At 46.4% G+C, this 11,731-nt stretch carries 11 protein-coding genes; 3 read left to right on the top strand and 8 right to left on the bottom strand.

What is annotated here, in order from left to right; translation table 11 throughout:
- Positions 1-19: 19 nt before the first annotated feature.
- The 7 genes from QUA27_RS02235 to QUA27_RS02205 all read right to left on the bottom strand — a co-directional run bounded on the left by QUA27_RS02235 (position 20) and on the right by QUA27_RS02205 (position 6,274).
- On the bottom strand, positions 20-247 hold the full coding sequence (locus tag QUA27_RS02235) for a hypothetical protein (protein WP_333066081.1): 228 nt from the start codon (positions 245-247) through the stop codon (positions 20-22).
- 52 nt (positions 248-299) lie between these two features.
- On the bottom strand, positions 300-1,826 hold the full coding sequence (locus QUA27_RS02230; RefSeq protein ID WP_333066080.1) for a phosphomannomutase/phosphoglucomutase: 1,527 nt from the start codon (positions 1,824-1,826) through the stop codon (positions 300-302).
- Between the two features lie 331 nt (positions 1,827-2,157).
- Positions 2,158-3,063, bottom strand: coding sequence for a D-hexose-6-phosphate mutarotase (locus QUA27_RS02225; RefSeq protein WP_333066078.1), 906 nt, complete (start codon positions 3,061-3,063; stop codon positions 2,158-2,160).
- A gap of 106 nt (positions 3,064-3,169) precedes the next feature.
- Positions 3,170-3,385, bottom strand: coding sequence for a hypothetical protein (locus QUA27_RS02220; RefSeq protein WP_333066077.1), 216 nt, complete (start codon positions 3,383-3,385; stop codon positions 3,170-3,172).
- Between the two features lie 169 nt (positions 3,386-3,554).
- On the bottom strand, positions 3,555-4,616 hold the full coding sequence (locus QUA27_RS02215; protein WP_333066076.1) for an NADH:flavin oxidoreductase/NADH oxidase: 1,062 nt from the start codon (positions 4,614-4,616) through the stop codon (positions 3,555-3,557).
- A 36-nt stretch (positions 4,617-4,652) separates the two neighbouring features.
- Positions 4,653-4,889: a glutathione S-transferase family protein gene (locus tag QUA27_RS02210; RefSeq protein ID WP_333066075.1), complete on the bottom strand. Its 237-nt coding sequence runs from the start codon at positions 4,887-4,889 to the stop codon at positions 4,653-4,655.
- A 290-nt stretch (positions 4,890-5,179) separates the two neighbouring features.
- The gene (locus QUA27_RS02205) at positions 5,180-6,274 is read right to left on the bottom strand and encodes an acyltransferase family protein (protein WP_333066073.1); all 1,095 of its coding nucleotides are present in this window, start codon (positions 6,272-6,274) and stop codon (positions 5,180-5,182) included.
- Positions 6,275-6,392: 118 nt separating this feature from the next.
- Here QUA27_RS02205 and QUA27_RS02200 point away from each other — a divergent pair, with 118 nt between their 5' ends.
- Positions 6,393-8,708, top strand: coding sequence for a cation:proton antiporter domain-containing protein (locus QUA27_RS02200; protein WP_333066072.1), 2,316 nt, complete (start codon positions 6,393-6,395; stop codon positions 8,706-8,708).
- A 145-nt stretch (positions 8,709-8,853) separates the two neighbouring features.
- On the opposite strand, the gene QUA27_RS02195 is transcribed toward QUA27_RS02200, so the two are convergent.
- The gene (locus tag QUA27_RS02195) at positions 8,854-9,066 is read right to left on the bottom strand and encodes an Hfq-related RNA-binding protein (protein ID WP_333057289.1); all 213 of its coding nucleotides are present in this window, start codon (positions 9,064-9,066) and stop codon (positions 8,854-8,856) included.
- A gap of 312 nt (positions 9,067-9,378) precedes the next feature.
- Between QUA27_RS02195 and dapF the strand changes: the two genes are divergently transcribed.
- Both dapF and QUA27_RS02185 read left to right on the top strand, forming a co-directional pair.
- Positions 9,379-10,221 carry a diaminopimelate epimerase gene (gene dapF / locus QUA27_RS02190; RefSeq protein ID WP_333066071.1) on the top strand — a complete coding sequence of 281 codons (843 nt, stop codon included), beginning with the start codon at positions 9,379-9,381 and terminating at the stop codon, positions 10,219-10,221.
- A 222-nt stretch (positions 10,222-10,443) separates the two neighbouring features.
- Complete coding sequence (locus tag QUA27_RS02185) at positions 10,444-11,586, top strand: hypothetical protein (protein ID WP_333066070.1); 1,143 nt, start codon at positions 10,444-10,446, stop codon at positions 11,584-11,586.
- The last annotated feature ends 145 nt before the right edge of the window (positions 11,587-11,731 follow it).

The following is an 11,731-nucleotide window of genomic DNA, read 5'->3' as shown; positions in this document are numbered from 1 at the left end:
TAAATATTAGCACCTAGAATTATAGGGATTCAAAGGTAGCAGTGAAACCATCTAATGTCAAGCATTCTTCCATAAATTCCTCTACATCATTGACATTCTCAAGCTGATATTCCATGATGCGTTGACCGTCGTTTTTCATCTTTTTGGAAGAGGAAGGCGTGGCCGGATATTTGGCAGCGATGGCTTTGAAAGCTTTGGAATGGGTCTCCCAGCTTTCAGCAGAACATTTTATGATTAAAAGCCACATGATTAAATTCCTCCTTGGGTTGGGTTTAGTAATAGTCTGACACCAATAAAACTTAGATCGATAGTGCCGAAAAATCAAGGGACTCGGTGGTTTGGAAAAAAGCTAAAAGCCGATCGACTATGTGAGCAACACCACCCTTAACATTAGACTCCACATTCAAAGGCATCACCGGATCGTGGAGTGATAAGCGTAACAGAAACCAGCCGGATTCGCTAGCTGACGTGCAGGAAATTCGCAGACCTTCGTAGTTATTGGGAACTATTTTCCAGTCTTGTTGCGTTGAGACAAATTCTTTCAGTTGTTCAATAACGAACTCGCCGTGAGCCTTGAAATCATCTACCCCAAGTTTAATCCGAAATTCTGCACTTTCTTCTGGCTCTTTTAAATTCGCAATTAAATCTGGCAAAGATTGATTTGCTAGCTTTGACTTAGCCAATTCAATCAATAATTTGCTGACCAAATAAGCGCCATCATCCAAAAAGTAATTTTCTTTCAAAGCTCCATGTCCCGATGTTTCAATCGCCAGCCATGATTCCTGTCCGGCTTCATTGATCCGTATCGACTCGTCAATCACATTTTTGTAGCCGCGTTTAAAGCGGTGGTGAATCCCTTTTAGATCCTGTTCGATGAATTGTGTCAAGCCATCGGAAGTGATAGAATCGGTGACAATGGTAGAGCCAGGGTGTTCTTTTAATACGATCGCAGAAATCAACGCAATTAAGCGATTGCGATTGAGTTCCTTGCCAACTTGATCGACGGCCGCACTGCGATCGACATCGGTATCAAAAATAATCCCAAAATCAGCTTGATGTTCAATTACCGCTTGACAAATTGACTGCATTGCCTGTTTATCTTCGGGATTTGGCACATGATTGGGGAAAGTACCATCGGGTTCTAAAAACTGACTGCCCGTGGTGTCTGCACCTAAAGGTTTTAAGACTTTATCAACATAAAAACCGCCAGCACCATTTCCTGCATCTACAACAATTTTTAATCCTGTCAGCGGCTGCTCAAAATTATCGGGATGATTGACTGCTTCCCGAATTTTTGTGACAAATTGGTTAGCATAAACAGAGATGAAATCATGCTTTGTAATGTTACCTGGCGACGTGGCTGGCTGAAAGTTATTCCCTTGGGCTACTGCTAAGATATTTGTAATATCCTGTTTTTGTAACCCACCTTTGGCGGTGAAAAACTTTAAGCCGTTTCGATTAAAGGGCAAATGGCTAGCAGTGAGCATAATCGCGCCGTCGCAATCAAAACCAGGGGTAATGGTACTCATAAACATGGCGGGGGTTGAGGCCATTTCAAAGTCGTACACGGTTGCACCAACTGAGGCGATTCCCTCCATGACTGCTTGCATTAAGGTTGGGCCTGATAGGCGACTGTCACGACCGATCGCGATCGTTAATTCTGCGGTGGGTTTGTTGACTTTTTGCACCAGCCAACTGACAAAGGATTTACCTAAGATTGTGGCAATTTCGGGGGTGAGGTTGACTTTTTCATTGGGAACGCCTTCGAGGGCGATACCGCGAATGTCCGATCCATTTTGAAGTTTTGTCCAGTTGAAGTTTTGCATAATAATTTATGGTAAGTAAAAATATCTGAGTCGGCGGTTGAAACCGCTCGTACAAACTTTCGTCTGCTGCTATACGGTTCGACTCAGATTCGCCGAACGTCTTTCGCGGACTAAGAAATAAACAGGGGAGAACTTTTGGATTGGGTATTATTAGTCATTAGGGTGACAGAGTTTTTCAATTAATCAGATAATCGGCATTTAAGTTGTATTTAAAGAAACAATCCCAGTCTTGTGGGTGGGATTTTAGCAACGCCCAAAATATCCAATTGAAATGTTGAACCGCTTACTGGGAATTTTGGCCCCATCACCGCTAAGATTAAGCTCTAATTCCTTAGTCGCGTTCAACGCTGTAAATTGCCTGCAAGCGGAACTCACCATGAGCGGGAACTTCCACAATATCTGTAGCTGCATTGGTCGTTTCTACACAGAGTAAACGCTGATAATCTGCATCATCAAGGTCGGCCATATTTGCAGAAATTGTCACCCAAGGATTCCAGACTACGACAGATTTACTACCAGAGGATTTAATGTGAATACGGCGATTGAGGGCGCTATCGTCAATGACTAATTCATTGCTGACATCGAGATAAATGCGATCGACTTCACCTGTTACTACCACTGCACCCACTTGAGTTTTTTCGACACCACCATCCGCTTTATCAAGATACTGGCTATTTTCTAAACCTAAAACCTGCACGCGGTTGATATCGCCGACTTGGAAATAGGTGTGCAAAGCTTGGGTGAGGGGAAATGCTTTGTCGCCTAAATTGCGGGTGATTAATTCTACAGTGAGGCTGGTGCCGATCGTAATCACGATCGCCAGTTCAAAGGCTTGGGGCCAAATTGCTCTAGTTTCATCGGTATCCTTGAGTCCGAGAGTGACTTTGGTTGCGCCGTCTGGGTTTGTGGCGGTTTCTAGGACATTCCAGAGGCGATTCCGCACAAACCCATGACTCGGACGCCCCAAGGCTTCGGGATCGGGGCCAAACCAGGGCCAACAGATGGGTATACCGCCTTTGATGGCTTTCCCTTCGGCGTAGTAGGCTTTTTCGCTGACAAACATCAAGTCTGTGGTTTCGGTGGCTGGTTGAAAGGAGAGCACTTGACCGGAATACACAGAAATTAAGGCTTTGGCTTGACCGTTGTCGATGTGAATCATCGGGAAACCACCGTTTCCCGTAGCGAAGGTGAGGTGGTCGGCAATGCCGTAGTCTGTGTTTAATTGGTCAATACTCATGCTGTTGGCTTGGTGAATTGCTTTACAATTATCCGATATTATGGTTGCGAGATTGATTAGATTGTTGGGTGGGACGGGGGAAGGTACGATCGACACAACGATGCACTCAGAGGAACGGATTGGGAGTGCCAACCGATCGCGAGGCGATGTGCGATCGAACCCACCGACAAACTTTGCTGATTTCTCCGTAAGCAAGCCGATCCTGTTTAGCAGCGAGCTCGTTGAGGATGGGATGCCCCGATCGCCAGCTTTGCGCAAAACCGCGAATCAGCACTAACGGCTTACCTGTGTAACCTCGAATGTAGTGCATTTCACCAGCCATTCGGTCTCAGGTTGAGCCATTGGGTTAAATTCCGTTGAGTCGATCGACTTTCATGCACCCCACTTTACAAATGCTGACGAGTCGGACGGACGAGCATTTCGTTGACATCCACATCACCGGATTGCCCAATGGCATAGGCGATCGGCCGGGCGATCGCAAAGCCGCTTAATTACCAAGCGCGAGCGTATTGAATTGGAGCAGGCACCGACTGACGTAGTTGCTTCGCAGCCCGCATAGGCCAATAAGGATCGCGCAGCATTTCTCTGGCAAGTAATACCATATCTGCTTGACCTGTACGGATGATTTGGTCAGCCTGGGCGGGTGCAGTAATCATACCAACTGCTCCGGTGGCGATGTGGGCTTCGCGTCGAATGCGATCGGCAAAAATAGTTTGATAACCTGCACCCGTCGGAATCTTTTCACCCGGTACAATTGCGCCTGAAGAACAATCGATTAAATCAACGCCCAGTGACTTTAATTTATCGCTGAGTGCAATACTTTGTTCAATGTCCCAACCATTTGGAACCCAATCGGTTGCAGAGATGCGAACCCAAAGCGGTGTTCGATCGGGTAAAACATTTCGCACCGCTTGTACGACTTCACATAAAAACCGGATGCGGTGCTCAAAACTGCCACCATAGTCATCTGTCCGTTGATTGCTCAAGGGAGACAGAAATTCATGCAATAGGTACCCGTGAGCCGCATGAATCTCTATTACGTCAAATCCGGCTTCTAGGGCGCGTTGGGCTGCATTCACGAAGAGTGTCGTCTGCTTCTGAATGTCTTCGATACTAAGAGCGATCGGGGCGGGGCTATCGGGTTCAAATGGAATGGCGCTAGGGGCGAGCGAAGTCCATCCTCCTTGAGATTCCGAAAGCACATCGCCGCCATCCCACGGAAGTGCTGTACTGGCTTTTCGACCTGCATGAGCAAGTTGAATTCCCGCAACCGCACCGTGGCGGTGAATTAACTCGACGATTCGCGCCCACATTTCAATGTGAGGATCTTGCCACATTCCCAAATCTTGCGGTGTAATTCGTCCTTCAGGCTCGACTGCTGCTGCTTCAGTCATCACCAGCCCTGCCCCTCCTACGGCTCGACTGACGAGATGAACCAGATGCCAATCATTCGCGAATCCATCAACGCTTGAATATTGACACATGGGAGAAACTGCAATGCGATTTCGGAAGGTAACGCCACGTTGATCCAATGGTTCAAATAAATGCGACATAGTTGTAAACCCGTGAGTTATATAAATGCACAGATGTCAAGTACAGACTTTCTTCACACTGGGAAGTTGACTTACTTCATTCCACCAAATCCGCAGTTTCGGAGTTTGAGCGATCTTTGCTTCGTACTCTGGGGTTTGCGATAGGTAGGTGAAGACGGGAATGAGGTAGAAATCGGCAATGCTCAGTTTGTGACCGAGCTCATACAGGTGTCCTGCAGTTAGGGACTCGATCGGCTCTGGCGCAGTCTTTACAGGTGCTACTGCAGCTTTCACCTAATCCTCGTCACTTTGACTCCCCTGGCTAGACACAATCAGACCTTCAATGGCAATTGACTCGATCGCGAGTGCATAGAGATGGCTGTCCATAATCCCCATAATCTGGAGTCTCCGAGGGCTTGTCAGTATACAGCTCAAATATCTCGACTGAGTGCGTTTTTGAGGAATAAAATCACAGTTTAGGCTTGGGAGTCCGAAAGTAACAATAAGCCGTTAGAAAGAGATTAATTTCACAGCAGACAGTATCGTGATTCTTAACTTCCCACAGTGGCGAACCTTCGGATTTTTTAAATTCGGCTCTCTGCGTTGGGAGGAAACATTTTTTCAACAATATTTTTCCGCAGAAAAACTGTCAATGGTTTTTCTATCAAAGAGTAGAATATGCACCCGAAAACTACAGCGAACACTGCCAGTATAGCCGGAGCAAAGAAACCGTCAAAATATTTTTCTAATTTCGCCTTTTGGAGAATTTTTGTACTTGCTGAAATCAGAGGTCCGTGGGTCAAGAATATCGAGTATGAGGCATCTCCCAAAAAAATTAAAATATAAGGAATTTTCGGGGAATCCTTGAGGTCTATCGAGGTCGCAGCAATGATTAACAGAGCTGCTAGCACTGCAAAAGTAATGACGCGCTCAAACTCTATGTTTCCCCATGCGACGAGAATTCCTAAAATAACATATCCTAAATTTGCTATTCCAAATAATATCCACCTGTACTTGCCAATCTTATTATTATATTTAATCACAATATAGGCAGCCAAGCAGCCCAAAACAAATTCTAGATTCATATTGCCAAATACTTGACTTAGCAAGAAAAAAGATTTGGGAAAGTTTATAAGTTTACAAGAATTTAAAATCGTTACCAATAGCCAAGCCGAAAGTATAGGCGCAGAATGCTTGGGCTTCAGCCAAATAGCTATGCTGAACAATACATAAAAATATATTTCGTAAGTTAAAGTCCAACCTACATCCAGAATGGGCTTGTCCTTTTGAGGAATCAAGAGCAGCGATACAATTACCTGTCCCACACTTAAATCTTTATTGTTAGCAAAACCTGGAATTACTAGAAAAAAACACAAAACTGTTAGAGTAATTATCCAGTATATGGGGTAAATTCGCACGCCACGTTTGACTAAAAACGATTTTAACTGGTCTTTTTTACCGATCGCCGATCGGTGAACATACACCATAATAAAACCGCTCAATACAAAAAAGTAATCAACACCGCTCCACCCAGCCTGAAATAAATTAAAAAAAGTAACTTGATTTAATCTCTCCCCGCTCATCTCGTTGAGGTGAAACATTACCACTAATACAGCCGCAATCCCTCGATAAACTTGCAAGAGGTTAAGCTTTTTGTGAGGAGTTGAACTCTGTGCCATGAGAAAATACCTGGGTCAAGGGTGGCCGTTGTGCTGGTTTATCAACTATAGTCAACGCGCCAAATATAGTCAACACATTAGATACTATAATATAACTTTATACTTTTTTCATAAAGTTGTGCAAGAAGACTTCCGACTGATCGTTGACTTAGTTCTAGTTCTCGCTGCTGCCGCAGCAGGAGGACTCTTTGCATCGCTGTTGCGACAGCCGGTAATTCTCGGGTATCTCCTGGGAGGGATCGTAGTTGGGCCGGCAGGTTTGGGGCTGATTAAAGAATTAATTCAGGTAGACACCCTGGCTGAATTCGGGGTTGCTTTTCTGTTATTTGCCTTGGGAGTGGAATTTTCTTTCGCCGAACTCCAGAAAGTAAAAGCCATTAGTTTGGGCGGGGGGGGCTTGCAAATTGTGCTGACGATCGCCATTACTACTGCAATTTCCTTGGCTGTAGGCTGGGTAGAATCGCCCGCTCAAGGCGTGTTTTTAGGAGCGATTCTGTCGCTTTCTTCGACAGCAGTTGTACTCAAGTGCTTGATGGAGCGCAATGAATCCGGTACTTCCCACGGTCAAGTCATGCTGGGAATATTAGTAGTTCAAGATTTAGCATTGGGGTTAATGCTAGCAGTTTTGCCGGCACTCAATCAGCCAGCAGAAGAGATCGGCATGACGGTAGCGTGGGCCCTAGTGCGGATCGGGTTATTTGCTATCGGTGCTGTAGTCGCGGGCATTTGGATCGTACCGCAGTTGCTGCGCTACCTGGCGAAAACAGAAAGTCGGGAACTGTTTTTGCTGGGAGTTGTGGTTTTGGCTTTAGGGATTGCGCTGCTGACAGAATATTTGGGTTTTTCGATCGAGATGGGCGCATTTGTGGCGGGTTTGATGATTTCAGAAGTTGAATATGCCGACCAAACTCTCACTTATGTCGAGCCTTTGCGAGATATTTTTGCATCCTTATTTTTTGTCACCATCGGAATGTTAATCGACCCGGTGTTTCTGTGGAACCATCTAGAATTAATTCTGGGACTGGTATTTCTAGTATTTGTCGGCAAATTCTTGATCGTCGCGCCGATCGTCCGACTATTTGGCTATCCGCTAAAAACAGCATTGATCGTAGGTTTGGGCTTAGCTCAAATAGGAGAATTCTCCTTTGTACTCGCTAGTGCCGGCCAAGCGATGGGGCTGGTTTCGCGGAACGTTTACCTGTTAATTTTAGGAACGACAGCCGTCACCCTAGTGCTAACCCCGTTTGTGTTGAGAAGCGTGCCACAGTTATTGAAATGGGCGGAAAATTTCGGACCTTTGCAGGGCTATTTTGACGAAACATCTCAACCTGTGGCTATAGCTGAAACTTTGCCGGAACAAAATTATGTTGTGGTTTGCGGCTACGGGCGAGTCGGCAGAATTTTAGTCAAAATGCTGCAAAGTCGCAACTGTTCAGTTGTGGTGATCGACGAGTCAGAAAGTAGAATTCAAGAGTGCAGAGTCCAAGGAATTCCTTACATTTACGGGAATGCTGCCAGCTTGCACGTATTGGAAGCCGCCCGGGTGGAACGGGCAAAAGCCATGGCGATCGCCCTTCCCGATCCCATGAGCACTCGCTTGTGTCTGAAGCGGGCTTTAGAATTAGTCCCGGATTTGGATATTGTGGTGCGGGCCAACCAAGATAAAGACATCGAACTGCTTTACCAACTGGGGGCCTGGGAAGTCGTGCAGCCGGAGTTTGAGGCGAGTTTAGAACTGTCTGCCCACTTGTTGGCTAGTATTGGGATCTCGGCAATGGCGATCGGGCGGGAAGTGCAGCAAATTCGCAGCAGCCGCTATCTGGAATTGCGGCCACCGCGCGAACCGTTGGCGATTTCGCGGGATTTGAAAGTGGCGGTTCGAGATATGAACAGCGAGTGGTACAGCTTGCCGTCGGGTTCTCCCATTGCCAGCATGACTCTGGAAGAAACTAACTTGCGCCAGTTGACAGGCGTCAGCGTGATGGCGATCGTCCGCGAAAATGGCGAGGAAATTGATTATCCCAACGGGAAGACAGCTTTGCAGTCGGGCGATCGACTTTTTGTGGTGGGAGAACCGGAAGAACTCATCAGTTTTGAGTTGCTGGCGAAGGGCGAAGTTGCTGTGCCGCAGGGCGACAGTTCTTGCCAGTGGCTGAGGTTGCCAGCAAACAGCCCTTGGGTGGGCAAAAAACTGTCAGAGGTAGATTTGCTGACCCAGTACGGGGTGCAGGTGCGGGCGATCCGCCGGGAAGGGAAATTTACTCGCTGGCCGGACGGAACTAGCAATTTGCAAGAAGGCGATCGTTTGCTGCTGTGCGGCGGCTTCTACGAACTCGGCTTGATGCAGCGGACGGCCTCACCGCGGGTGCCACAACCTGCTTTAAAGCTGCCTTTGGTCAAGGCCCAAGTCATCGAAAAGCTGTTTAGCGATTAGGGAAGGAAGAAGGAAGAGGGAAGAAGGAAGAGGGAAGAGGGAAGAGGAAATATTTGTTCCACTGTCTCCCTCTCCCTCTCCCTCTCTCCCCCTCCCCCACTTTCCCACTCTCCCACTCTCCCACTCTCCCACTCTCCCCGTCTCCTCAGCCGTTGGGTTTGAGATAAGCAATTGCTGGCCGCGAGATCAGAATTTGTGTTTCTGAGGGATCGAGGAGGCAAATGCAGCTATTATCCTGCCAAAAAATTCTGCCAGCTACTAAGTCGCCGGTCAGGAGTTTGATCTCCACCTGTTGTTTGTCTTTGATGTAGCTTTGTATTAAGCGAACGCTGGGCAATCCGGTTTCAAATTCAGACATAGTTCAGAAAAATATAGTCAAATATTACCTTAAACCATATTCTTCTGTTTATACCGTTTAACCCTTATTGCCACAATTACAAGTGCCTGTACCCGATGAGAGAGAAACTCCTTGGCGGTTGCTTTTCGACCGATATTCATTGAGCCATTGACATCAGCATTAATTAGATATCCCTATGGACTTATAAAAATTATATTTGTTGATATTTGACTAGAAAGAACTATAAATTGCATAAAGTTTTATAATACTGGGAAATGGGTAATTTGGTCATCAAATTATCTAATCAGTTTTAACCAAAAGAGGTTTGTTTTTATGCCGATCGAGTTTGCGAAGTATCACGGGCTGGGAAATGATTTTATTCTGATTGACAACCGCCAGTCGTCAGAACCGGTGATCGCGCCAGAACAAGCTGTGGATTTGTGCGATCGACATTTCGGGATTGGCGCAGACGGCGTGATATTTGCTCTTCCGGGTCAAAACGACACTGACTATACGATGCGGATTTTTAACTCCGACGGTTCGGAACCGGAAATGTGTGGCAACGGGATTCGCTGTTTGGCTAAGTTTATCGCCGATTTGGAAGGGTCAGAGGCGAAAACTCAGTACCGCATCCACACTCTGGCTGGTGTGATTACCCCGGAATTGCGATCGGACGGTCAGGTGAAGGTGGATATGGGGATTCCCCGACTGCTGGCTGCGGAAATTCCAACAACTTTGGCTGCAGCGGATGCCAAAGCTATAGATGTGCCGCTCGAAGTTGCTGATAAATCTTGGTCTGTTACGTGTGTCAGCATGGGTAATCCTCACTGCATTACTTTTGTAGAGGATGTTGCGACTGTTGCTTTAGAAACTGTCGGGCCTCAATTCGAGCACAACAAAGCATTCCCGCAGCGTACCAATACGGAGTTTATTCAAGTGATACGTTCAGACTACGTAAAAATGCGGGTGTGGGAAAGAGGCGCGGGTGTTACTCTAGCTTGTGGGACTGGTGCTTGTGCTGCTGTGGTAGCTGGGGTGTTGGTAGGGAAGTGCGATCGGGTAACTGCGGTTGAACTCCCCGGCGGCGTTTTGGAAATCGAATGGGCAGAAGTTTCTGGGCGGATTTACATGACCGGGCCGGCACAGCGAGTATTTACTGGTTCTATGAGTGATTAGTGATTAGTCATCAGTCATCAGTCATCAGTCAGAAGGTTTTTTTGGTGGAATTCACAAACAATAAAAATTATTGAACTCAAAATTTTTATTGAATTCTGACCAATGCCTTCGGCCTTCACAAATTATTGACTGCAGACTGAAGACTGATGATTAATAACTAAGCCTGAAATCTAAAATCTAAAATCTAAAATCTAAAATCTAAAATTAAGTAGGTGGGCTTGCATGGCTGGAGGTATTTATCTGATTCAGGACGACGACAGGCTGGTAGAAATGATGGAACAGCCCTACGACTCGGAAGACCAGTTACAAGACTTGCTAGTAACTTATCCCAATTTGATCGCGGGAGACCAAATCGATCGGGCTACGGCGCGCAGGTGGCTGTTAATTTCGCGGGAAGCTGCACCCAGCGATGAGGAAACAGCCGTACAGTGGTCGCTGGATCATTTGTTTCTCGACCAAAATGCCGTTCCTACTTTGGTGGATGTGCGGCGAACTCCGAATGCCGAACTGCGGCAAAAAGTTTTGGGTCAGTCGATCGACTATGCTGCTAATGCGTTGTTTTACTGGCCCATCGATTCAATTATTGCTCTGTTTGAAGCTAATTGTCGCGATCGGGGTCGCGATCCCGAACATATTTTTGAAGAGTTTCTCGGTGCGGATGCTAATGAAGACCTATTTTGGCAGAAGGTTAAAACTAATTTGCAAGCGGGTAAAGTTCGCTTAGTGTTTGTAGCTGACGAGATTTCCGCTGAAATGCGTCGAGTGGTGGAATTTCTCAACGAACAAATGGACCCGGTTGAAGTTTTGGCCCTGGAAATTAAGCAGTATGTAAGTGAAGACGGTTTAAAAACGCTGGTTCCCAGAGTGATCGGTCAGACAGCGGAAGCACAGCAGAAAAAATCCAGCGCAACGCGCGAAAGAAGGCGCTGGGATGAATCTTCATTTTTTGCAGAAATCAAAGCTAGACGAGGCGCAGACGAGGCGCAAATGGCAAAAGCAATTTACTTGTGGGCAAAAAGTCAAGAACCCGATGTTCAAATCCACTGGGGAACGGGGGATGCCTACGGCGGTTTCGGCGCTCAATTGCCTCAAAAGGGAAGAAAACCCTATCAGTTATTCACTGTAGATATTGCTGGCAGAATGGAGATTTCTGCTGATAATTATGGTTCCCAGCCGCCTTTTAATGCGGAACAAAATTGGCTGGAATTGAGAAGTAAGCTGAGTTCGATAGGTCTGTCGCTGCCTATAGAACCTGGTGAGAGAAGGTCGCCGAGTCTGGCTTTGTTTACTTTGCAAGACGAATCTGCCCTCAAGCAAGTTATGCAAACTTTTGATTGGGTGATTGAGCAAATTAAAACGTTATAGTTATCAGTCATTTGTAGGGTGATATTTGGCGCAACTTACCCCTATTTTTAGGGTGCGCCGAATATCACCGAAGAACGATCGGGAAGCCCCTGGTTTTAGCACTTTACCCTTATTAGCTGATTTCATTTGTCCTCAATCTTGATTA

The organism is Microcoleus harperi Pol14_C6 (assembly GCF_036701295.1).
Classification (GTDB): domain Bacteria; phylum Cyanobacteriota; class Cyanobacteriia; order Cyanobacteriales; family Microcoleaceae; genus Microcoleus.
This window is presented reverse-complemented; position numbering and strand designations above follow the sequence as displayed.

What these genes read in the sequence shown, in the direction of transcription:
- QUA27_RS02205 (WP_333066073.1), bottom strand. Translation starts at nt 6,274, where the DNA reads ATGGCACAGAGTTCAACTCCTCACAAAAAGCTTAACCTCTTGCAAGTT.
- QUA27_RS02225 (WP_333066078.1), bottom strand. Translation starts at nt 3,063, where the DNA reads ATGAGTATTGACCAATTAAACACAGACTACGGCATTGCCGACCACCTC.
- QUA27_RS02220 (WP_333066077.1), bottom strand. Translation starts at nt 3,385, where the DNA reads ATGGCTGGTGAAATGCACTACATTCGAGGTTACACAGGTAAGCCGTTA.
- QUA27_RS02235 (WP_333066081.1), bottom strand. Translation starts at nt 247, where the DNA reads ATGTGGCTTTTAATCATAAAATGTTCTGCTGAAAGCTGGGAGACCCAT.
- QUA27_RS02185 (WP_333066070.1), top strand. Translation starts at nt 10,444, where the DNA reads ATGGCTGGAGGTATTTATCTGATTCAGGACGACGACAGGCTGGTAGAA.
- dapF (WP_333066071.1), top strand. Translation starts at nt 9,379, where the DNA reads ATGCCGATCGAGTTTGCGAAGTATCACGGGCTGGGAAATGATTTTATT.
- QUA27_RS02215 (WP_333066076.1), bottom strand. Translation starts at nt 4,616, where the DNA reads ATGTCGCATTTATTTGAACCATTGGATCAACGTGGCGTTACCTTCCGA.
- QUA27_RS02195 (WP_333057289.1), bottom strand. Translation starts at nt 9,066, where the DNA reads ATGTCTGAATTTGAAACCGGATTGCCCAGCGTTCGCTTAATACAAAGC.
- QUA27_RS02230 (WP_333066080.1), bottom strand. Translation starts at nt 1,826, where the DNA reads ATGCAAAACTTCAACTGGACAAAACTTCAAAATGGATCGGACATTCGC.